Raw genomic sequence first — 23,320 nt, forward strand, 5'->3', positions numbered from 1 at the left:
TAATGTTTTTCAGTAATAGCATTTCACTTTTAAATTACATAAATAAAAGCTTCTATATTTCAAGTCTGCTCCTTTTCATATCTCTAGCAATTTTTACAGTGAACACAGGATTTTTTGATGTCGTTACTAAATCATTTCGATTAATTTTTGCTGGAAAAGATGTAACAAGAGAAAACGTGGATGAAATGAGACCATTATCACAAATCATTACTATTAAATATTCTCCGTTACTGTTTGTAGGCTTTATTAATTTAGTACTATGTCTTGCAGCCCTCTTCTTCTACTATATGTAAGCGGTAGTTCTTGATTAAAAGACAATAGTTACTTATAATTTTTAATAAGCATCTTATTACATAATTGATGAATGATTTTAAGTTTGTGGTTAATATTTCTGCCACTTTTCCTTGTATTAGTTTGGAGGAGTGGTTTTTTCCACTTAAAAGGAGGAACTTTCATGAAAACCATCTTCTCTGGTATCCAACCGAGCGGAATGATCACACTAGGAAATTACATAGGCGCATTAAAACAGTTCGTTGAGCTTCAAAATGAATATAACTGTTATTTCTGTATCGTAGACCAACACGCTATTACGGTCCCTCAGGATGCTCAGCAACTTAGAAAAAATATTCGTAGTCTCGCTGCCTTATACATTGCGGTTGGATTAGATCCAGAAAAAGTTACGTTATTTATTCAATCTGAAGTTCCGGCACACGCACAGGCAGGCTGGATGTTCCAATGTATATCCTATATCGGAGAACTTGAGAGAATGACACAGTTTAAAGATAAATCTGCTGGGAAAGACGCGGTTTCTGCTGGATTGCTTACTTATCCCCCTTTAATGGTTGCAGATATTTTGCTTTACAAGACGGACCTGGTTCCAGTGGGAGAAGATCAGAAGCAGCATTTAGAGCTTACTCGTGATTTAGCGGAGCGCTTTAATAAGAAGTACAATGATATTTTCACTATTCCAGAGGTACGAATTGCAAAAGTTGGCGCTCGTATTATGTCCTTACAAGATCCAACGAAAAAGATGAGTAAATCTGACCCTAATCAAAAGGCATTTATTTCTTTACTGGATGAGCCAAAGCAAATAGAAAAGAAAATTAAAAGCGCTGTTACTGACTCTGAAGGGGTAGTAAAGTTTGACAAAGAAAATAAACCAGGGGTTTCGAACCTTTTATCAATTTACAGCATCTTAACTGGAAAAACGATTGAAGAATTAGAGAATCAGTATGAAGGTAAAGGATACGGAGACTTTAAATCAGAACTAGCACAAGTTCTAATATCTGAATTTGAACCGATTCAGAAAAAATACCATCAGTTAATGGAATCTACTGAATTGGATGAAATACTTGATAGAGGGGCAGCTAAAGCAAATCAAGTGGCAAGTAAAATGGTTAAGAAAATGGAAAATGCCATGGGGCTAGGAAGAAAAAGAAAGTAAATTAAAAAGGCTGGATATTCCAGCCTTTTTAATTTACTTTCGGACCATGCTCCATTTCCCATAACTTTTCAAAGAAAGGCTGGCCTTTTATTAAGTTTTCACAGAAGTACTCATGCTTTAAGGACCAACCGTACTTTGTATTTTCATATAATTCCTGCCAAACATTTTCAAATGTTAAGTCTTGAATCTCCGAATACTTTTCTGGATTCCACTCTGTGTACCAGTATCTTACTTCTGCTGCGTTATTTGATGAGTGAAGCTGGTCTAGCGCCATAAATAACAACTGCTTTAATTGTCTCTCTTTTCTAGTTAACCCGTTCATTAGTTCTGGTGCTGGTGATAAGATATGAAATTCTTTTAATGAAGAATGATCATTAAATGCATAGGGAATGTTGTCATGCTTATCGATCATCTCATAAACTAACTGCTCTTGCCGTGGAATTAATCTACTCTTTCTAATCGGAATATTGTAGCCGATAGTATCCACTACTAATATTCCCGTACCATCAGTGACGACAAAGCAATATTCTAACTGTATACGCTCGTGATTTTTACGTAAATATGCCTTTTGATAAACATCGTCCATTAGCTGCTGTGGGAGTTCAGAAAGATCATTTTCAATATAGTTAAACAACACTGACTCAACCTTTAACAATGGAACTTGATCTAGAAGTTCCACTCCGTCATCTTTCCGCCACTCATGAAAGTGACAGACATTGTATCCGTTCTCTTCTCCTTCAAACCAATTTACCCAAACATCATGAAGATACAACATGAATTAACCCCTCACTTCACAAACTGTTTGTCATTCAGTATGGGCAGGTTATCGTTAATTTATTCCTTTTATGAAATCTTAATCCAATTTATGTTTTATTCCTCTTTACCCGGAAAATAAATACTTAACCATATCATCAACATACCAACTAGGAATAGATAGCACTCTATACGACCCTTAATAAATTCAAGATAGTCCATCATCGTATAACCTGTTGTTAATAAGTTTAGGTACGCAACTGTACTTATCCCTCCGAGTACTGCTAGTCCAAAACCAGTAAGCAAAAGGAAAATCCTCATAATCATAGAGATTTCCCCACTCTCTCCATCGCCCTTCCCCCAGCTCTCTTTTCTACATACATATGTTACTAGTGGACAACTTATGTAAACAAAAAAAAATCTACCAGCTTTTAATTGGTAGATTTATCTGTTTGATTTAGGGTTAAATGCGTCTTTAAATCCTTCACCTATAAAATTAATGGATAAAATCGTGCCAGTTAGCACTGCTGCAGGCGGAATCCAAATCCACCATTTACTAGTCAACACATCAGGACTGCGCGCTTCTTGAAGCATATTTCCCCAACTTGGTATATTCATCGGTACACCAAAACCCAAAAAGCTAAGGCCTGTTTCTGCAACAATCATAACAGCTAACGTTAATGTTGCTTGTACGATTATTGTAGACATAACGTTTGGAAGTAAGTGCTTGGTAATAGTTTTAAACGGTGAGCATCCAATTGAAATTGCACTTAAAATATACTCATTTTCCTTTTCAGCCATTACTTTACTTCTTACGAGACGAGCTGTACCTGTCCAGCTCAGTACCGAAATAACAAAAATTAGGGTAGCTGTGCTAGATTCTAAGAAAATCGACTTTAATACAATAACGAATAGTAAGAATGGGAAGTTCATCATAAAATCAGTAAATCTCATCAACGCATTATCAACCCATCCACCGAAGAAACCTGCAGTTGCACCAACGATGGCTCCGATGGAAATTACTGAAATGGTAATAGAAAATGCAAGTAATAGTGACGTTTGTCCACCATGTAAGGTTCTAGCAAACACATCTCTTCCAGACTTATCTGTTCCAAAAAAGTGCTCAGCGGATGGCTCTTTACTCATCTGTGTAAGATTGATTTTAGCTGTTTCTTCAACTGGGACCGTCAAAGGTTCAGCAAAGATAGATAACAAAGTAACAATGATTAAAAATGCCAAACTAATCATGGCTATTTTATTTTTCAAAAATTTCCGGCGGGCGAGAGCCCATGGTGATTGGCTCTTCGGAGGCTTTATCATGCTCCCAACAGCCGCTGTATTTGGTTGTGTAACTGGTTCCATTCTCTCACCTACCCTAACTTAAACGAATTCGCGGATCTACTAATCCGTACAATAGATCTGCAATTAAATTACCTATTAATGTTAGAACCGTTAACATCATGGCAATCGCCATCATAACAGAATAGTCACGAGCATTAACTGACTCTACAAACAGATACCCGATTCCCGGATATGTAAAGATGGTTTCTGTAATAATTGCACCACCAAAAATACTGGCAATATCAAATCCTAGTAACGTTACAATTGGGATAATAGAATTTCTTAAAATATGCTTATTATAAATCGTTGATTCTTTCGTACCTTTCGCTCTTGCAGTACGAACATAATCTTTACGAGAGCTTTCGATCATATCATTACGCAAAAATTGTGTATAGGATGCAGTTGCGAGAGATCCTAGCACTAGAGCCGGCAATATCGTATGTTTCGCTTTACTAATAAAATACTCAAATGTTCCAGGTTCCACACCAGATCCAATACTTCCTGTGGCAGGTACCCAACCTAAATTAATAGAGAAAATATAAATAGCAACTAATGCTGCAACAAAGCTCGGAATGGCTAGAGCTAAATAGTTAAATCCAGAAATGAGGTAATCCCCGACACTATATGCGTATCGCCCTGAAAATCTCCCCATTAAAAAAGCTAAACAATACGTGATTAAAAGTGCAGATACTCCTAAAATAATTGTGTTTGGAAGGCGATCACCAACCAATTCCATTACTTCGCGTTTGTGTACGAATGAATCACCAAAATCTCCCTTGACCACTCCACTCATCCAGCGAATGTACTGTACATGAATAGGGTCGTTTAATCCCATTTTTTCACGCATTTCTTCTATATAAGCTGGATCTGAATTTAGTGGATCGATTTTACCAGATAGGGCATCCCCTGGCATAAGCTTTGCCAGGGAAAATACCACTACTGAGATAAGGAAAATAATTGGAATCATACCTATTAGTCTACGAATTGTGTATTGTAGCATGCTCAATTCCCCTTATCAAACTATAATGTAATTTTCATTACTCCGTTACAGCCCATAGATGGAAGTCTTCTGTTCCGAATGGAGTAACTTTTACGTTTTGAACACGCTTATTGATTGCCCAAGGATCAACACGTTGTTCGAAGAAAATGATTGGTAACTCTTCATTAACTAGTTTTTGCCACTCATCATAATACTGTTGACGATGCTCAGTAATGTCCATGCTCTCATCTTCTGGGAATGTAACACCCTTCTTGATTAACTCATCAGACTCTTCAGAGTACCATCTCCACATGTTCCACTTGTCTGTAGATAACCAAATTCCTGCTGGATCTGGATCTGCAGCAAGTCCCCATGCACCCATGAATGTTTCAACAGAAGGATCATCAGCTTCAATTGTGTCATAGAATAAGTTGAAGTCTTTTAATGCTCCACCGTTAAGCTTTGCATTTAGACCAATCGCTTGCCAAGATTGAATGATGAATTGAGCACGTGCTTCAGAAGTTTCAGCACCAGCCATTGCATCAAAGTTCACAGTAAATGGCTTTCCTTCTGGATCTTCAACGAAACCATCGCCATCTACATCTTTGTAACCAGCTTCATCAAGTAATTCTTTTGCTTTTTCTACATCAAATTCATAACCATTAATTTCAGAATCATCAATTTTAGCCCAAGAAACTGAAGGGAATGGTGTATTTAATGGTTTTCCTAAGCCGTTTGCAAAACCATCGATAAATGCTTGACGATCAATAGCGTGAGCCATTGCATGACGTAAAGCTTTGTTTTGGAATTTTTGGTTATCAGATACAACTACACCCTTTTCAGTGTCGTAATGACCCCAGTCAAATCCGATATAGCTGTAAGACATTGCATCTGCTTCAACTGCATTTACGTTTGGAAGCTCTTTAATAGCTGCCCATTGATCCTTCGGTGCTTCGATAACATCTACTTCACCGTTTTGGATTAAGCCTTGTGCTAAAGATCCGTCAATGATTTTGTAAACAACTCCGTCTAATTTCGCAGGACCTTGCCAGTAATCATCAAAGCGTTCAAATTCAATCATTTCACCTGCAACAATGTTCTTAACCTTGAATGGTCCTACCCCAATTGGGTTTTTACGAATTTGCTCAGAATCAGGTAGTTCTTTAGAAGAAATATCTCCATAGTAATGCTTTGGTTCTGGATATACCCAGATATTATCTAGTAAGTTTACAGATGGTTCTGTAACTGTTACCTCAATTGTGTAGTCATCAATTACTTTAATACCTTCGATTGTTTCAGCTGTTCCATCATGGTATTCTTGAGCACCTTTAATCATAGCTACGTTAGCAAAACGTGCCCCTTCATAAGTTGGGTCTGCGATTAAGTACCAAGCATACTCCATATCTTCTACAGTAAGCTCTTCTCCATCATGCCATTTCACGCCTTCTTTAAGCTTAAACGTTAATTTCATATGGTCTTCAGAAAGTTCCCATGTAGCAAGGTTTGGTTGCGGTGTTAAATCATCACCCGTTTTAATTAAAGCTTCATGCATAAATTGAAGAGCATTAACATCATCTTCCCCTTCGTAATATGCATAAGATAAAACACCTTTGAATGGTTGTGTATAACCAAATGTTACTGTACCGCCTTCTTTTGCTTCTCCAGCTGGCTTATCACCCTCTGCAGGCTCTTCGTTAGCTGTTTCCTTTGAACATGCTGCTAAAAATAGAGACATGATCAACATGATAGAAACAAGCCAAAATGCTGACTTTTTCATTGTTTTCCCCCCGGAAATAGTTTTTTTCTGCTAGTTGTATAAATGACAAGCGACTCTATGCCCAGGCTTCACCTCCTTTAAAGTTGGCTTAACCTGCTGACATTCAGGAATTGCATGTGCACAACGCGGATGAAAGGTACACCCTTTTGGTGGATCAATCGGGCTTGGCACATCACCTTCTAGAATAATTCTTTCCTTCTTTTTTCTTGGATCTGGCTCAGGAATAGCAGAAATTAAAGCTTGAGTATACGGATGCAACGGTTCTGCATATAAGCTATTTTTCTCCGCTACTTCAACTAGTCCACCTAAATACATTACTCCGATTCGATCACTCATATGTTTTACTACACTTAAATCATGAGCGATGAACAAGAAAGTTAAATCAAACTCATCTTGAAGTTCTTTTAACAAATTTAAGACCTGTGATTGAACGGAAACATCTAGAGCAGAGACCGGCTCATCCGCAATTATTAACTTTGGCTTTAATGCAAGCGCTCTCGCAATACCAATTCTTTGTCTTTGTCCTCCTGAAAATTCGTGAGGATATTTGTAATAGGCATCTTCAGGTAATCCTACCTTTGCTAAGAGCTCCATTACTTCTGGTTTTAACTCCTTAGGGCTTTTATTTGTGAAATTTCTAATAGGCTCAGAAATTAAATCTCCGACCATCATCATTGGGTTTAAAGAAGCATATGGATCCTGAAACACCATTTGAAAATCTTTTCGTACCTTTCGAAGCGATCCCCCACGAATATTTGTAATATCGTCTCCGTCGAAAATAATCTGCCCCTCTGTTGCATCTAATAGGCGCAATATAGTACGACCAGCTGTCGATTTCCCACAGCCAGACTCACCAACAAGTCCAAGTGTTTCCCCTTTTTTTATTTCAAACGAAATATCATCTACTGCTTTGACAACAGCAACGGTTTTTCTAAAGATCCCCCCCTTAATAGGGTAGTAGGTTTTTAGATTTTTTACCTCGAGAAGAACACCATTATTTCTCTTATCTTTTTTATCTAAGGTTGTTTCCTTAACTTCCATATTCATTATGCAAGACTCCCTCTCTTGGCCTGCTAGTTGGATACAGCAGGCAGGAAACTTCGTGCCCCTCATCTGTTTCGGCTAGAAGTGGTGTGATACTTGTACATTCTGGCATCGCTTGAGGACAGCGGGCAGCAAACTTACAGCCGGCCTTTGGCATGTTTTTTAACGATGGAACAATCCCTTTAATGGAACTTAATACCTCAACATCCTCATCCATCCGAGGGATAGCCCCCATGAGCAACTTTGTGTATGGATGTTTTGGATCGTGAAACAAGGTATCGACATCTGTTTTTTCAACAACCTTTCCAGCATACATAACGATGACCTCATCGCACATTTCTGCAACTACCCCAAGATCATGAGTAATTAAAATGACTGACATATCATTCACTTTTTGGATATCTTTAAGGAGTTCCAAAATTTGTGCCTGAACCGTTACATCAAGAGCTGTAGTCGGTTCATCAGCAATCAACAGCTTAGGTTGACAAGCGATTGCAATCGCTATCATTACTCTTTGCCTCATACCTCCAGAAAGCTGATGCGGGTACTCATCAATAATTTTCTCTGGTCTTGAAATGCCTACACTCTTTAACAAGGCAATACTCTTTAATCTCGCTTCTTTTTTCGAGATTTTCATATGATTAAATAACACTTCTTGAATTTGAAAGCCGATTGAAAATACTGGATTTAGCGAGGTCATAGGTTCCTGGAAGATCATTGCAATCTCTTTTCCACGAATACTATTAATCTCTTTATCTGACATTTGCTCTAATTGAACACCTTCAAATTGTATGCTTCCTGACTTAATTTTACCGATACCTTTTGGTAGAAGCTTCATAATTGATAAACTCATTACTGATTTACCACAACCTGATTCACCAACAATTCCAACAATTTGCCTTGGTTTAACAGAAAATGACACATTATCCACTGCATTATAGTATTGACCATCAATAGAAAATGCAGTTTCTAGGTTTTTCACCTCAAGCAAAGGTGTATCTTTATGTAATTGAGTATTTACGCTCATAGGACACCTCTTACGTTTTTTTAATTATTCAGTCAATTGTTCTATTTGATTAAAATATTATTATAGTTAAATGACAATTGCAAGATTTTTTTAACAATTGAAAACATTCAAGTTATTGAGAAAACAAAAAAAGCCTCTACTTTAAGGCTTTAAAGTATATTGGAACCCCTTGATACAACTAGGTTTCTTCGAATTTCGTAATATAATATTTTCCTGGAATTGTAAATGAAGTTTTTGTAGAAAAGTAATTTTCATTGTAAGAGTTTCTAACAAGGTAATACCCGCATGCATAACCTAATAGTTTGGGATATGCACCAAAACCAAATAATAATTGATCATGTTGTTTCTCTGTTTTTTTTAATTTTAGATTTGACATGATATATTTCTTCATGTACATTTCTATGTCTTCCTTACTATAAAAATGACACCAATCAGCCAAGTATTCTTTTCCACAGTTTTTTTCAACTTCTAATTCTGCTAATCCTTCTAAAATAATCGAGTCTAGTAAAGTGAACTCCAACGGATTCCTGTTTTGTTTTTTCATCCGGCACACATGATGATATTCATGGACAAATAATGCCTCTAATTCTCTTTCATCCTCATAATCTCCGATAAATAAAAACATTCTATCTGGAAAAGAAACCCCGGATTTTCTAGTTTTCCGCATTCTAAAAAAGGTAGTGTACGATTGAGTAATAGGAAAAATATAGATGTTTACTTGGGGTCCATTCCACTTTTTTTTATACTTTTCATAAATTTTGTTAATCGTTTCCCATGTTTTCTTCTTTTTTAATATCTCATATGTTTGAAAGCTAGCACGGTTTGGATGATACATACCAAACGAGGAAAGATATTCATATATAGGTTTTGATTCACTTTCGTCAAACTCTTTTAAAAATCTTTCACATATAGCAACAGGATTCGAAAATTCTTTGTCTAGCCATTCATCCGTACGTACAACTACCACCCAACTCCCCCATTTCTTTTACTCTGTAATAGCATATTATGAGAAAAGAACGAAAACTTGATTAAAGCCATAAAAAAACAGAGCGGATATTACTCCACTCTGTTTTATTTTACTTATATGCTTTAAAAACAATTGTTGCGTTATGACCACCAAAGCCAAGTGAATTACTCATTGCTACTTCGACTTCTTGTTTTCTAGCTTCATTTGGTACATAGTCTAAATCACATTCTGGGTCTGGAGTTTCATAGTTAATCGTTGGTGGAATCATGCCTTCTTTAATCGCTAATACACTAAAGATCGCTTCAACTCCCCCTGCTGCTCCAAGCAAGTGACCTGTCATTGACTTTGTTGAACTCACTGCAAGCTTATAAGCATGTTCACCAAATACTTCTTTAATAGCTAAAGTTTCAAAGCGGTCATTGTAATCGGTGCTTGTTCCATGAGCGTTCACATAGTTCACTTCATTGACGTTTAAACCGGCATCGTTTATCGCCATTTTCATTGCTCGTGCTCCGCCTTCGCCACCTGGTGCTGGTGCAGTAATATGGTAGGCATCACCTGTTGCTCCATAGCCAACGATTTCTGCATAGATTTTTGCCCCACGAGCTAATGCATGCTCCAATTCTTCTAATACGACAATTCCTGCTCCTTCTCCAATAACAAAGCCATCACGATTTAGGTCAAAAGGACGACTTGCCTTACTTGGATCTGGATTCGTTGATAGTGCTGTGTTTGCACAAAAACCTGCAACAGACATTTTTGTAATCGGCGCCTCCGCTCCACCAGTTACCATTGCAATGGCATCTCCTCGTTGAATAACCTTAAAGGCATCACCGATTGAGTTAGTACCCGTTGCACAAGCAGTTACTGTACAAGAGTTAAATCCTCTTGCTCCTAGTGTAATAGAAACCTGACCTGTTGCCATATCCGGAATCATCATAGGTACGAAGAATGGACTAACTCGTCGATAGCCACGACTTAAAAATGTCTCATACTGACTTTCAAACGTCTCCATTCCACCAATACCCGATCCAATCCAAACACCAATATTATGTGAGTTACTGTCATTAATCTCAAGTCCTGAATCGTCAACCGCCATCTTTGCTGCTGCTACTGCATAATGAGTGAAACGATCCATTTTTCGAGCATCTTTTTTATCAATAAAATCTTCAACTTGGAAGTCCTTTACCTCTGCAGCTACTTTTGCCGGGTATTCATCTGCATTTAGTCTTGTAAGCGGTCCTACACCAGATACACCTGCTAATACATTGTTCCATGCTGTTTCAACGTTATTACCAACTGGAGTAACAGCGCCAACTCCTGTTACAACAACTCTTTTCTTTGTCATGTCTGGCAACTCCTTTGATTTTCTTTAATAAATATAATAACTTATATAATTACTTGCCCCAACGCATAGCAATGGCACCCCAAGTTAGTCCTCCGCCAAAGCCTACCATAACGATCAAATCATCCTCTTTTATTTTACCAGCTTCTACCTCTTCTACCAATGAAATCGGAATGGATGCGGCTGAGGTATTTCCATATTTATCAACTGTTTTAGACATCTTTTCCTCAGGAAGTTCTAGTCTTTGTCTTGAAGCCTCCATAATTCGAATATTCGCTTGATGTGGAATTAAAAAGTCAACGTCTTCCTTTGAAAGACCTGCCTTCTCAAGTACATTCACGCTGCTTTCTCCCATTTGTCTGACTGCGAATTTAAATACCTCTCTACCATTCATTACGATATAATCTTCCTGGTAAAGATGTTTTCCACCTGTACCGTCAGCTCCAAGTTCGAAAGACAGTATACCTCTTCCTTCCGTTACTTTTCCCATGACTACCGCACCGGCTCCATCACCAAACAATACAGCTGTATTTCGGTCTTGCCAATCCGTAATTTTCGATAATTTCTCAACACCAACTACTAGCACATATTTATAGCTGTCGCTCTCAATAAACTGCTTAGCGGTAATCATTCCGTACATAAATCCTGCACATGCCGCACTAATATCCATTGCCGCAGCATTTACTGCACCTAATTTCTCTTGTAACATACAAGCGACAGAAGGAAACGGTTGATCTGGTGTCACCGTCGCTACTAATATTAATCCAATTTCCTCAGGTGAGATCTCCGCATCTTCAATGGCTTTTTTTGCAGCTTCGAAGCCTAAATCGGATGTATTAACGCCTTTTTCAGCTATTCTTCTTTCTTCAATACCTGTTCGTGTGCGAATCCACTCATCAGAGGTGTCGACCATTTTTTCTAAATCCGCGTTTGTTAACACTTTATCTGGAAGACATCTACCAATACCGATAATTCCCGCTTTCATGTTCCCAGCTCCTTTATATAACTACCTTTATTATCAATTATTATGACTTGGTACTAAAATTTTAACAGTAGTTCCCTGTTTTATCAATCTTTTTATCCTATTTATGTACATTCCCCTTCTATCGTCCATACATTCTATATTCCATTTCATAACCTATTATAAGGGCGAAAGGAGGTAGGATGATGCTGAGCAATAAAGATGAAAAAGATCCCTTTTCAGCACTTATGTTTCCATCGAGAAGAGAACCTAATCAAGAGGCGGAGCAAATGGACAGTGTTGATGGAATGTCCGAGCACGAATGGCTATTCGGAAAAAGAAAGTCACACCCAAAAGACGACTCTTTGAATAATAGTCCTAAAAACCAAACAGCCATCGAAAAAGCAATAAACAATGTAAATATACCCGAACTGATGAATCATTTTGACACATTAATGACATCTGCACAAAGCCTAAAACCTTTATATAAGCAAATCAAGCCGGTCATTTCATCATTTTTAAACTCTAAAAAATAAATAAAACAAGGCTGATAACTCTATTGTTAGAGGATCAGCCTTGTTTTTATTCTTCTTGCTTTGCATCTTTTACTCCAAGTTCATATGCTTCTTGCATGACCTTCGTAAACAACGTCATAAATGGCTGAATGAGTTCCATAGATAATTCAATACCAGCATTTTCTAATTGCTCCTTAGCCTCCGGTAAATATTTCATAGCAATTCCCATAAATTCCATTGTTTTGTCTTGAGACATGTTGAAAATCCTCCTATTGATTTGGCAATTTACCAGTTTCTTTATATTTTGTAATTAAAGCTGTTATTTCATCCTCAAATGCTTGATCCACATCGGGACTGAACTTCCCTAAGGAAATCACCTGATCTTGAAAATCAAAGGAAAGGTTTCCTGATTGCAACTCGTTCTTGCTGTATTTTTCAGCAACTAATTCATATAGTTTATCTACGTGCTGAACGGTGCTAGTCAGAACCGTTGATTCCCCTAAATCAGATTGGTCGGAAATAAACCCTATTGCATACAATCCATTTTCTTTTATTTTCTCAATAACTGGTACATTGTATCCGTCACCAGCTGGATAGATTACATCCACCTTGTTCTTCATCATATGATCCAAAAAGCTTAAGGCCTTATCATCATCATCCCAATGGCCGACATAATCGATTTGTACAGCTACATCCTTATTTTGGTATTGAGCTCCCTCAAGAAATCCTTTTACTTCTGGCTGCCATTCATATGCAGCGATAATCCCTATTTCATTGGTTTTTGTCATCTTCCCTGCTACCATTCCACCAAAAAAGCCCATCGCATATGCTTCAAAGTTTAAGCTCGTGGTATTTTTCTCAAGAGCATCACTGTTAAAACTAACAAAATGAATTTCAGGGTACTTATCTGCTAAATTGTTAAAATATGGACCGTACTCATTGCCATGTCCAAAAATGAGATTTACTCCCTTTTGTTCAAACTCTTTTACAGCTCTTTCAACGATTACTTCCGAGTTCATGTCTTCTTTATAATAAACGTCAACTTTAAAACGGGATTGAATTTTCAACATTCCTTTATACCCTTTAGTCCCCCAAACCTGATCGTTGATTGTGTCTGGAACCAATAATCCGACCTTTTTCAGCTCGCCAGAAGACATAGGTTGTCCACAGCTTGTCAGGAAGGACAGGCTTAAAAGAAGTAACACTCCAACCCGAACAAACATTTTACGCATTTTCTTTCCGCCTTTCAAAAGGACATTTAACTTAAAAAATGAAAGTCCAATTCACTTACTATTTATCTATTACATTCTACCTTTAACATATAAAGAATGAAAAGTATTTTTTGTTTTACAGAAATCCTACTATGTCCATTATTGCTCTAAAGATGGAAGTAAACTCTTTTCGTTCATATGCTTCATTGGATAATGATATAAAAAAACACATTATATTTCCATCATACTCATTTTCGTTCCGTTTCTCCCACTCTGTGAAAGAATGAATAATTACAATTGAGGATTTAGAATTTGAAGCAATAGACTGTAACTTCTTTTTTAGATTATTATATTCATCCATCCAAACACGCTTTACGTTGTCATCAAGGCCATTCAAAAAAAACAACGTTGATGTTGTAGTGAAATCACCTTGTTGAAGCCATTCATTTAATCCAATTTCTTCAAAATTGGCATTTCTTCCGATCTCCATCCTTCGATTGTTATAGATCGTTTCATCTCCTGTTTGCAGATGAATCCCTATTACTTCATGCCCTTCTTCTAATAGTAAAGCGGTCATTTCGAATCCGAGCTCCTCCAAAGCCCCTAGTACAAGTACCTTGTCCATAAAAAAAGCCTCCCTGTTACTCGATATACCAGTATATGCGCAGGGAGTCACCACTATTCTAAGTTCTTTATTATAGTACTTTTTCATGCTGTTTTAGAAATTTTGTAACTTGTTGAGCGATTTGTTGCTTTTTCTCTGGCAACATATAACACACCGTAACAGGTGCATTCGCATCCTCCCACTTCACTGACAATTCTTTTAGTAAATTGGATTGTTTATATGCACGATTTCCAGACAGGACATGAATAATCTTCGTTGGGGTTTTCGGTTTCTCATGTTGGTCACCATGCTCACTGATTAGTAACTCAACAATCTGATGATGCTCTTGTTCGTAGGATTGAGACAATTCTCTCATAAGCTTCTTATAAAAGAATTTATGTTCCTTTTCCTGCTCTAAATGGTCTTTTAAAGAAAGAATAGGGTTGATAAGCACCGTTGAACGAATATTCTCCTCCATCATATCAATAAGCTTTAAAGCAACAAGTGCTCCCATGCCTTCAGCTAAAATATGAATATTTTCATTAATTATTTCTGTACGGATAATATACTCATAGAGTCTTTTCGCTAGCTTAACGGCCTTGTCACTTCCCCAATGCTTTCCGTAAAGGTTCGAATAAAAGACCGTGTAGCCTGATTCTCTGAGCTTCTGAATGAGTGTCGATTTCCCTTCATTCTGCGTCCAAAAACTACTTTTTTCATCAACAAAATGTCTTTCATCACCAATAATTAAGATACCGAAACCGCGTGGTTTTTCGGGATAATGAATCATATTCCATTCGGTATCCAGTTTAAAGTTTCGGTTCTCCATACTAAAAACTCCTTCAACGTCATTTTGCTCATAATAATGTATGAATCATTATTTAAAATGAAAGGGAGATTAGCCTAAATTCGGTGGATTGACTGATAAATTTCTATCTTGTTTTGTCAATATTCATTTATTATTTTATAGCGATATGGTAAGATGAATGAAGATTTCAATATGTAAGAGGTGAAAAAAATGAGTTACTTTTGGACATTTTTCTGGACGTTTTTATTAGTACAAATGCTTTCATACGTCGTTTCGTCCATGATTGGAGTCGCGTTTCATTTTGAAACCGGTGCCATAGTAGGAGTGATTGTTACGGTACTAATTTTTGTTATTGGTGCTGTTTTACCAAATGAGCCAAGCGGTCATGAAACACATTAATCTTTATGTTTGAAAAAAGTCATCCATATTCGAGGGATGACTTTTTAATTTGATCAGAGGATATTTAATTTTATTTTACCGTCTACCAATTCAATCTGTACAGTGTTTTTCTCCTTAACCTTACCTGAAATAATTTCCCTGGCTAATAGGGTCTCGATATTTCGCTGAATATATCTTTTTAAAGGTCTAGCACCGTATATAGGATCAAATCCATGGGTAGCAATATACTCTCTTGCTGTATCCGATATGTCTACTTGTATATTTTGTTCCTTAACCCGCTGATTCAATTGTTTTATTAATTTGCTAACAATTTCTTTTATTGCTAATAAATCTAAAGGGTTAAAGGTAATAATTTCATCAATTCGATTTAAAAACTCCGGACGAAAATGAGTTCTTAATAACTGAAGTACTCTTTCCTTTCCCTCCTCCTTATTGGATTGGTTTTCTAACAATATATGGGAACCAATGTTGGATGTCATAATTATAATTGTATTTTTAAAATCTATCGTTCTTCCTTGAGAATCGGTAATTCTTCCATCATCTAACATTTGTAATAAAATATTAAATACTTCTGGATGAGCCTTCTCAATTTCATCTAAAAGAATCACTGAATAAGGCTTTCTTCTCACCGCTTCCGTTAGTTGTCCACCTTCTTCATAACCGACATATCCAGGAGGAGCACCAATTAGTCTAGAAACGGCATGCTTTTCCATGTATTCAGACATATCAATTCGAATGATTTGGTCCTCGCTATCAAATAATACTTGCGCAAGTGCTTTCGCTAATTCTGTTTTACCAACGCCTGTTGGCCCAAGAAAAATAAATGAGCCAATTGGTCGATTGGGATCCTTAATTCCAGCCCGCGCTCGTAAAACCGCATCTGAAACGAGTTCAACCGCCTCAGATTGTCCTACTACCCTTTCTTGTAAAATGCTTTCTAGTCGAAGAAGCTTCTCTCTTTCTCCCTCTACTAACTTCACCACAGGGATACCTGTCCAGCGAGAGACGATATTTGCAATTTCCTCCTCTGTAACCTCTTCACGAAGCAATCTTTCCCCTTGCTTCGAATTCATTTCTTTCTCCAACAGTTGAAGCTCTTTTTCAGCTGTCGGAATCTTTCCATGTCGAAGTTCTGCTGCACGATTTAAATCATACTGGTTTTCTGCGTCTTCAAGCTCTCTTCTTAATTTCTCAAGTTGTTCTCTTTTTTCTTGAACCTTTTGAATTCCTTCTTTCTCCATTAGCCACTTAGCCTTCATCGTAGCGACTTTTTCTCTTACGTCTGCCAGTTCCTTCTGTAGTAGATGAAGACGTTCTTTACTCTGACTATCTTCCTCTTTCACTAATGCCGCTTCTTCTATCTCTAATTGCATCACTCTCCGAGATACTTCGTCTAACTCGGTTGGCATTGAGTCGATTTCAGTACGAATTAAGGCACAAGCTTCATCAATTAAGTCAATCGCTTTATCCGGCAAAAAGCGATCTGTTATATACCGGTCAGACAATAGTGCGGCTGTTACGATTGCTCGATCATGAATATTAACTCCGTGATGAATTTCAAATCGTTCCTTTAGCCCTCTCAAAATAGAAATGGTATCCTCCACATTTGGTTCCTGTACGACCACCTGTTGGAAACGGCGCTCTAATGCAGGATCTTTTTCAATGTATTTTCGATGTTCATCAAGAGTTGTTGCACCTATACAGTGCAGTTCTCCTCGAGCAAGCATCGGCTTTAACATATTCCCGGCATCCATTGCTCCTTCTGTTTTTCCAGCTCCTACGATTGTATGAAGCTCGTCGATAAACAGAAGGATCCGGCCATCACTCTTCTTAACTTCATTTAATACTGCTTTTAATCTTTCCTCAAATTCACCACGAAATTTTGCGCCTGCAATTAAAGCACTCATATCAAGTGAAAAAACGGTTTTATCCTTTAATCCTTCCGGGACATCCTTTCTTACAATTCGTTGAGCAAGTCCCTCGACAATGGCCGTTTTTCCAACACCCGGTTCTCCAATTAAAACAGGATTGTTTTTCGTTTTCCGCGACAAAATTCGAATCACATTCCGTATCTCCACATCCCGTCCAATTACCGGATCCGTCTTTCCCTTTTTCACCTCTTCTACTAAGTCACGTCCATATTTATTTAATACATCATAAGTTGATTCTGGATTCTGTGAAGTCACCTTTTGATTCCCCCTAACCTCATAAATAACTTCAAATAATCTTTCCTTATTAATTTTATGTTTCTTCAAAAATTGACTAAATTCCGTTTCTTGTATGCTGGCTGCTGCTAACAATAGATGTTCTACAGACATGTATTGATCCTCTAATGCATTTTTCTCTATTTCTGCTTCAAGGAGAAGTTTTTGTAGGAGAGAGGTTATATATATATTGGTTTGCGTATTTCCGCTCAATACCTCAGGCTTTCTCTTTCTAATTTGCTCTAGCCTGTCTAAGTACGGATCTACAGAAAGCTGAAGACGTTCCATAATCATAGTTGCTAAGCTGTCCTGCTCTTTGAAAAGAGAAATAAAAAGGTGAGCTTCATCTATCTCTTGATGGTTTGATTTTCTGGCTAGCGCTTGAGCCTCCGAAAACGCCACCTGCACCCGCTCAGTCATTGATTGAAAATCCATAAGGCTCCTCCTTTGACCATTTTTGACCTTTACTCAATTTCTATTATAATCCATTTTTCGCATAAGTAAAGCCATCCATAGAGGATGGCTAGCTTAGTTATGAGTGTACTTTGGAGCATATGTCCATTGGCGCTCGTCATTTGTTGATTCTGGGAAACGTTCGCCTGCTTTTAGTTTGATTTTTTTAGGGTTTGAAACACTGGATCCTGTATCACCAATTTCTATATAGACACCATTATTTGGTGCCTTATCACCTGAACGAAAACGATGATTTTGTCCCATAATCCCACTCCTTTCTAATGGTCGATTATAGTATTACCCAAATAAAAAAATCCCTGCGAAATCGCAGGAATCCTTTTTTATCCAAGTAATTCAACTAATAAAGCCTTTTGGGCATGAAGTCGATTTCCAGCTTGATGGAAAACAACTGAATTTTCCCCATCAATCACCTCATGTGATACTTCTTCCCCACGGTGAGCAGGTAAACAATGCATGAATAAATAATCAGGCTTCGCATGCTTTACAAGATCTACATTTACTTGATAATTGGCAAATGCTTTTAGGCGAATTTCATTTTCTTCCTCTTGACCCATACTCGTCCATACATCTGTATACACAACATCAGCTTGATTTGCTGCTTCAACAGCATCGTTTGTAATATGAACGGAACCGCCAGATTGTTCAGCAACTTCTTTCGAATACGCCACTATCTCTGGATTTGGTTCGTATCCAACTGGACTTGCGACAGCGATATGCATCCCCATTTTCACTGCACCAATAATGAGGGAGTGTGCGACATTATTGCCATCACCAATATAGGCAATTTTAAGTCCTGTTAGTGAGCCTTTACATTCCATAATCGTTTGAAGATCAGCTAGTGCCTGGCATGGATGATACATATCTGTTAAGCCATTTATGACGGGAATTGACGCATGCTTGGCAAGTTCTTCAACCGTATGGTGATAATGAGTACGGATCATAATTCCATCAATATACTCTGATAGCACCTTGGCCGTATCAGAAATCGGTTCTCCTCTTCCAATTTGCAAGTCTTTTCCGTTTAAGTACATAGCCGATCCACCAAGCTGAATCATTCCTGCTTCGAATGATACACGTGTTCTTGTGGAAGACTTATCAAATATCATCCCTAGAATTTTCCCTTTTAGTGGCGTATATGACTCTCCAAGCTTAAAAGCATTTTTGATTTTTATTGCGTTTGTTAAAAGACCATCAATTTGTTCTGAAGAGTAATCTCTTAATGTTAACATATCCTTTAAGTCAGCTTTTTTCTCATTGGTTTTAACCGAGATCATGTAAGCTTCACCTCTCTTTTCTTTGATAACCATTCATTAAGTGAATGCACGGTAAATTCCTTTACTGTTTGCCCAGCTAAGAAAGCTATTAATGTTTCTTCTTCTGTAAATGTAAGAACACGATTTTTTGTAGCTGTTTCCCTTACATTTTTGTCTTCAAGTCCTTGATCAGGGTTGTAATAAGCAATAATTGCCTCTTCTTTTACTTTGTTTGCCGATAATTCCTTTGCTTCTACAACTGCTTCTTCATCTATTCCTGCTTGTTTGATTTCGGAAATATAACATGGTTTTACCGCAACTTTTCCAGTTGGTCGGTCTTTCAATAAAGTGTGGTAGGACTTCTTCATCGCTTCCTCATAAGTTATTGCTAGACTTATACCTTCTCCAGTTGATCTCATTTCTGGGCTCACCTTTGAATCTAACCCTTTTAATGCATAATTCGAAAATACCGGGTACTTCACACAGACAAATGGAAGGTCAATTAAATTCAATGATTGATCATGTTTCGACAGCTGGTATTTCCCAAGCAATATTTTTGTCGCAATTTGAACTAATGGTACACCTGTAACCTTACTTATAATCGGCACCGTTCGACTAGCTCGTGGATTAACTTCTAGTACATATACATCTTCTTGATCAATTATAAACTGAATATTTAGAAGACCTTTATACTTAAGATGAGTAGAAATTTTCGTTGCATAAGAAAGCATTTTCTCTTGAATTTTTTTTGATAAAGTGTGAGGAGGTAGCACAGACAAACTATCGCCGGAATGGACTCCTGTTCGTTCAATATGTTCCATCACCACAGGTGCGAGAACATTTTCTCCATCACTGACAAGATCAAGCTCTGCTTCTATTGCTGGTAAAAATTGATCAACAAGGTATGGGAACTGTAAATCTGTTTCTTCAATAAATGCTTGAAGCTCACTTGATTCCTTAATAGTGACCATTCCTCTTCCACCGATAACATAAGAAGGGCGAATGAGGATTGGATAACCAATGGAGTTAGCAGCCAGGTTAAGCTCCTCAACACTGTTGACAAATTGGCCATCTAGTCTTGGTATCTCTAATTCATCAAGAAGTTGATAAAATTTATCTCTTTCTTCTAGTACATCAATAACATCTGATCCAGTTCCTAAAATGGTTACTCCCGCTTGTTCAAGACCTTCCGCTAAGTTTATAGCAGTTTGACCGCCTAGTTGAATGATTACCTCATTTGTTTCCTCTGCTTCTAACACATTCAAAATATCTTCCACGGTTAACGGCTCAAAATACAAACGATCAGCTGTAGCAAAATCCGTACTAACCGTTTCCGGATTATTATTGATCATAATCGTTTCTATACCTTCTTCTTTTAAAGCAAACACTCCGTGAACGGAGCAGTAATCAAACTCAATGCCTTGGCCAATTCGAATCGGACCACTGCCAACGATAACTACCTTTCTTTTATCTGAAGGAATTTGTTCATTTTTCCCAAAGTAAGTGGAGTAAAAGTAATTCGTAACTGCAGAAAACTCAGCTGCACATGTATCTACCATTTTATAAGCTGGCAAAACATTGTGGTTCTTACGTGTTTCTCTCAGCTCTGCTTCCGTCACATTCCATGCTTCAGCTAGAAAACGATCACTAAATCCTTTTTCTTTAAAAAGCTGTAACTGTTCCGATGTAACAGATTGGATAGTTGCTTCATATATTTCCTTTTCTAACTGTGCAAGCTTCTTCATATAGAACAAGAAGAAGAAATCTATCTTTGTCAATTCATGCAGCTTATTTACTTCTTCCCCACGTCTCATTAGCTCCATCAAAATGAAAAAGCGCTCATCGTTTTGTTTAGAAAGTTCAACATATAATTGTTCTTTACTTAATTTTTTTAAGGAGGACATCTCTAAATCCTGCACCTTAATTTCGAGAGAGCGAATGGCTTTTAAAAGTGCTCTTTCAAAGTTACGGTCGATCCCCATTACCTCTCCGGTTGCTTTCATTTGTGTACCCAACTTTCTCTCAATGGTTGGGAACTTATCAAATGGCCACTTAGGAAACTTAACTACGACATAATCCAATGCAGGCTCGAAGCTGGCAAATGTATCACCTGTTACAGGATTGATTAACTCTGACAACTCATAACCTACCGAAAGCTTGGCAGCCATTCTAGCGATTGGATAACCCGTTGCTTTTGAAGCAAGTGCAGAAGAACGACTTACCCGAGGATTTACTTCAATTAAGTAATAATTTTTACTTACCGGATCTAGGGCAAATTGGATATTACATCCACCAACGATTCCAAGCGCAGAAATAATCTTAATCGAAGCAGACCTGAGCATTTGATACTCTTCATCTGTTAATGTTTGAGAAGGAGCAACAACGATTGAATCACCTGTGTGGATTCCAACCGGGTCTAAATTTTCCATATTACAAATGATAATGCATGTATTTGACGCATCACGCATCACTTCATACTCGACTTCTTTAAAACCAGCAATACTTTTTTCAATTAAGCATTGATGGATCGGACTTTCCTTAAGTCCTCCTTGGACCAATTGGAGGAATTCCTCCTCATTTGATGCAATTCCTCCACCTGTTCCACCGAGTGTGTATGCAGGTCTAATGATAATGGGGAAACCAATTTCTTCTGAAAAGCTAACTGCTTCATCAACCGTATGAACGATCTTACTTTCTGGAACAGGCTCTCCAAGTTCGTGCATTAACTGACGAAAAGCGGAACGATCCTCACCTTTTTTAATGGACTCAATGGAGGTACCAAGAACCTTTACTCCGTATTTTTCAAGAATTCCATGCTCAGCTAATTGAAACGCAAGGTTTAGCCCCGTTTGACCACCTAGCGTAGCAAGTAACCCATCTGGCTGTTCTTTTATAATAATTTTCTCGATTACGTCTACTGTAAGTGGCTCGAAATATATAGCATCAGCAAAATGACTATCTGTCATAATGGTAGCCGGATTATTATTTACTAAAATAACTCGGTACCCTTCCTCTTTTAAGGCCATGCAGGCTTGTGTGCCTGCATAATCGAATTCTGCCGCTTGCCCGATAATAATCGGTCCCGAACCAATGACTAATATGGATGTGATAGATTGATCTTTAGGCATATGCAACTTGACTCCCATTATTTTCTTTAATTAATTGTAGAAATTCATCAAAAATATATTCACCCTCTGAAGGACCTGGGTTTGCTTCTGGATGAAATTGTGTTGTTATTAACTGATAGCTTTCGTGGTAAAATCCTTCAATCGTTGAATCATGTAAATTATAAAATCGAGTTTTCAGACCCGTGCCAGCTAAGCTTTTTTCATCAACATAAAAGCTATGATTCTGAGAAGTCATAAAAACAGTCTTCGTTTCCTTATCCATGACTGGATGATTCGCACCACGATGTCCAAACAATAATTTCTTTGTATCTGCTCCTAAAGCTAAGCCGGCTAATTGGTGACCTAAACAAATTCCAAGAGTCGGATATGCTTGAATGACCTTTGAGATATTAGGTAATAAATGTTTAAGATGCTTTGGGTCTCCAGGTCCATTGGACAATAGAATGCCATCCGGATTAAGCTTTTTTATTTCTTCATATGAGCTATTGTAAGGAACGGTGGTTACCTTGCAGCCTCTATTTAACAACGATTGTTGAATCGACTTTTTATTTCCAAAATCCATTAATACGACGTGAAAATCTCCTTCGTGCCCTTCCGTTAAGATCTTTGTCGAAGAAACTTTCGATACCTTTTCCATATCTCCAAGCTCGAAAGATTGTGGTTTATCAAAATCCGTGTTAATCATGGCAGGCATGGAACCCTCGTTACGGATTTGTTTCACCACTTCTCTCGTATCCACATGTTCAATTAGCGGAATACCCCATTTTTGTAAATATTCACTTAACGAGTATTTAGCTTGGTAATGAGAATGATTCATACAAGCCTCATATACAATGACCCCAGCAACATGTGGTTGTTTACTTTCAAAATCCTCAAGATTTATCCCGTAGTTACCAATTAGCGGATACGTAAATACGATGATTTGATCCTTATATGAAGGGTCAGTCAATACTTCTTGATACCCAGTCATTCCTGTATAAAATACAATTTCCCCGGACACTGGTTCATTGTCTGTTTTGACAACCCATTTTCCTTCGAACGTGTCACCACTTTTTAAATGCACATATGCTTTCATTGTTCCACCTC

At 37.6% G+C, this 23,320-nt stretch carries 23 protein-coding genes; 4 read left to right on the forward strand and 19 right to left on the reverse strand.

Translation table 11 applies throughout. The features are described from left to right. Window positions 1-2 precede the first annotated feature (2 nt). Both ACVBAX_RS10830 and trpS read left to right on the forward strand, forming a co-directional pair. A complete protein-coding gene (locus tag ACVBAX_RS10830) occupies window positions 3-293 on the forward strand; it encodes a DUF3899 domain-containing protein (protein ID WP_447117157.1) in 291 nt (96 codons plus the stop codon). 161 nt (window positions 294-454) lie between these two features. Next, window positions 455-1,444, forward strand: a complete 990-nt coding sequence (trpS, locus tag ACVBAX_RS10835) for a tryptophan--tRNA ligase (RefSeq protein ID WP_430773637.1) — start codon at window positions 455-457, stop codon at window positions 1,442-1,444. Between the two features lie 28 nt (window positions 1,445-1,472). Here the strand turns inward: trpS and ACVBAX_RS10840 are convergent, their stop codons facing one another. From ACVBAX_RS10840 to ACVBAX_RS10885, 10 genes are all read right to left on the reverse strand, one after another. After that, on the reverse strand, window positions 1,473-2,219 hold the full coding sequence (locus ACVBAX_RS10840; RefSeq protein ID WP_447117044.1) for a DUF3603 family protein: 747 nt from the start codon (window positions 2,217-2,219) through the stop codon (window positions 1,473-1,475). Between the two features lie 95 nt (window positions 2,220-2,314). Further along, the gene (locus tag ACVBAX_RS10845) at window positions 2,315-2,524 is read right to left on the reverse strand and encodes a hypothetical protein (RefSeq protein WP_447117045.1); all 210 of its coding nucleotides are present in this window, start codon (window positions 2,522-2,524) and stop codon (window positions 2,315-2,317) included. A 117-nt stretch (window positions 2,525-2,641) separates the two neighbouring features. Beyond that, complete coding sequence (gene opp4C / locus ACVBAX_RS10850; RefSeq protein ID WP_447117046.1) at window positions 2,642-3,559, reverse strand: oligopeptide ABC transporter permease; 918 nt, start codon at window positions 3,557-3,559, stop codon at window positions 2,642-2,644. A 13-nt stretch (window positions 3,560-3,572) separates the two neighbouring features. Continuing rightward, the gene (opp4B, locus tag ACVBAX_RS10855; RefSeq protein ID WP_430773633.1) at window positions 3,573-4,538 is read right to left on the reverse strand and encodes an oligopeptide ABC transporter permease; all 966 of its coding nucleotides are present in this window, start codon (window positions 4,536-4,538) and stop codon (window positions 3,573-3,575) included. Window positions 4,539-4,575: 37 nt separating this feature from the next. Continuing rightward, window positions 4,576-6,294 (reverse strand): oligopeptide ABC transporter substrate-binding protein, encoded by a 1,719-nt coding sequence (opp4A, locus tag ACVBAX_RS10860; protein ID WP_447117047.1) that lies wholly within the window; start codon window positions 6,292-6,294, stop codon window positions 4,576-4,578. Window positions 6,295-6,324: 30 nt separating this feature from the next. Beyond that, window positions 6,325-7,335, reverse strand: coding sequence for an ABC transporter ATP-binding protein (locus ACVBAX_RS10865; RefSeq protein WP_447117158.1), 1,011 nt, complete (start codon window positions 7,333-7,335; stop codon window positions 6,325-6,327). Further along, complete coding sequence (locus tag ACVBAX_RS10870) at window positions 7,325-8,365, reverse strand: ABC transporter ATP-binding protein (RefSeq protein ID WP_447117048.1); 1,041 nt, start codon at window positions 8,363-8,365, stop codon at window positions 7,325-7,327. The genes ACVBAX_RS10865 and ACVBAX_RS10870 overlap by 11 nt, the downstream gene beginning before the upstream one ends. Before the next feature lie 178 nt (window positions 8,366-8,543). Further along, window positions 8,544-9,332: a DUF2268 domain-containing protein gene (locus ACVBAX_RS10875; RefSeq protein WP_447117049.1), complete on the reverse strand. Its 789-nt coding sequence runs from the start codon at window positions 9,330-9,332 to the stop codon at window positions 8,544-8,546. A gap of 109 nt (window positions 9,333-9,441) precedes the next feature. Beyond that, the gene (fabF, locus tag ACVBAX_RS10880; protein WP_447117050.1) at window positions 9,442-10,680 is read right to left on the reverse strand and encodes a beta-ketoacyl-ACP synthase II; all 1,239 of its coding nucleotides are present in this window, start codon (window positions 10,678-10,680) and stop codon (window positions 9,442-9,444) included. Window positions 10,681-10,729: 49 nt separating this feature from the next. Further along, complete coding sequence (locus ACVBAX_RS10885; RefSeq protein WP_433906334.1) at window positions 10,730-11,662, reverse strand: beta-ketoacyl-ACP synthase III; 933 nt, start codon at window positions 11,660-11,662, stop codon at window positions 10,730-10,732. 182 nt (window positions 11,663-11,844) lie between these two features. Between ACVBAX_RS10885 and ACVBAX_RS10890 the strand changes: the two genes are divergently transcribed. Beyond that, window positions 11,845-12,174 carry a hypothetical protein gene (locus tag ACVBAX_RS10890; protein ID WP_447117051.1) on the forward strand — a complete coding sequence of 110 codons (330 nt, stop codon included), beginning with the start codon at window positions 11,845-11,847 and terminating at the stop codon, window positions 12,172-12,174. A 46-nt stretch (window positions 12,175-12,220) separates the two neighbouring features. Here ACVBAX_RS10890 and ACVBAX_RS10895 read toward each other — a convergent pair whose 3' ends face one another. From ACVBAX_RS10895 to ACVBAX_RS10910, 4 genes are all read right to left on the reverse strand, one after another. Beyond that, window positions 12,221-12,409 carry a ComZ family protein gene (locus tag ACVBAX_RS10895; protein ID WP_119707243.1) on the reverse strand — a complete coding sequence of 63 codons (189 nt, stop codon included), beginning with the start codon at window positions 12,407-12,409 and terminating at the stop codon, window positions 12,221-12,223. A gap of 13 nt (window positions 12,410-12,422) precedes the next feature. Next, complete coding sequence (locus ACVBAX_RS10900; protein WP_447117159.1) at window positions 12,423-13,376, reverse strand: BMP family ABC transporter substrate-binding protein; 954 nt, start codon at window positions 13,374-13,376, stop codon at window positions 12,423-12,425. A 124-nt stretch (window positions 13,377-13,500) separates the two neighbouring features. Next, the gene (locus ACVBAX_RS10905; RefSeq protein ID WP_447117052.1) at window positions 13,501-13,989 is read right to left on the reverse strand and encodes a hypothetical protein; all 489 of its coding nucleotides are present in this window, start codon (window positions 13,987-13,989) and stop codon (window positions 13,501-13,503) included. 70 nt (window positions 13,990-14,059) lie between these two features. Further along, the gene (locus ACVBAX_RS10910; RefSeq protein ID WP_430773624.1) at window positions 14,060-14,797 is read right to left on the reverse strand and encodes a hydrolase; all 738 of its coding nucleotides are present in this window, start codon (window positions 14,795-14,797) and stop codon (window positions 14,060-14,062) included. A gap of 189 nt (window positions 14,798-14,986) precedes the next feature. On the opposite strand from ACVBAX_RS10910, the gene ACVBAX_RS10915 reads away from it, so the two are divergent. Further along, complete coding sequence (locus ACVBAX_RS10915) at window positions 14,987-15,175, forward strand: YjzD family protein (RefSeq protein ID WP_119707239.1); 189 nt, start codon at window positions 14,987-14,989, stop codon at window positions 15,173-15,175. 53 nt (window positions 15,176-15,228) lie between these two features. Here ACVBAX_RS10915 and clpB read toward each other — a convergent pair whose 3' ends face one another. The 5 genes from clpB to ACVBAX_RS10940 form a co-directional block, all read right to left on the reverse strand. After that, window positions 15,229-17,814, reverse strand: coding sequence for an ATP-dependent chaperone ClpB (gene clpB, locus ACVBAX_RS10920; RefSeq protein ID WP_447117053.1), 2,586 nt, complete (start codon window positions 17,812-17,814; stop codon window positions 15,229-15,231). Between the two features lie 93 nt (window positions 17,815-17,907). Beyond that, window positions 17,908-18,096, reverse strand: a complete 189-nt coding sequence (locus ACVBAX_RS10925; protein ID WP_430773621.1) for a YjzC family protein — start codon at window positions 18,094-18,096, stop codon at window positions 17,908-17,910. 77 nt (window positions 18,097-18,173) lie between these two features. Beyond that, window positions 18,174-19,127, reverse strand: coding sequence for an ornithine carbamoyltransferase (argF, locus tag ACVBAX_RS10930; RefSeq protein WP_447117054.1), 954 nt, complete (start codon window positions 19,125-19,127; stop codon window positions 18,174-18,176). Continuing rightward, window positions 19,124-22,234: a carbamoyl phosphate synthase large subunit gene (locus ACVBAX_RS10935; RefSeq protein WP_447117055.1), complete on the reverse strand. Its 3,111-nt coding sequence runs from the start codon at window positions 22,232-22,234 to the stop codon at window positions 19,124-19,126. Before ACVBAX_RS10935 ends, argF begins: the two co-directional genes overlap by 4 nt. After that, window positions 22,227-23,309 carry a carbamoyl phosphate synthase small subunit gene (locus tag ACVBAX_RS10940; RefSeq protein ID WP_447117056.1) on the reverse strand — a complete coding sequence of 361 codons (1,083 nt, stop codon included), beginning with the start codon at window positions 23,307-23,309 and terminating at the stop codon, window positions 22,227-22,229. Before ACVBAX_RS10940 ends, ACVBAX_RS10935 begins: the two co-directional genes overlap by 8 nt. Between the last annotated feature and the right edge of the window lie 11 nt (window positions 23,310-23,320).

This window comes from Robertmurraya sp. GLU-23, from assembly GCF_052983275.1.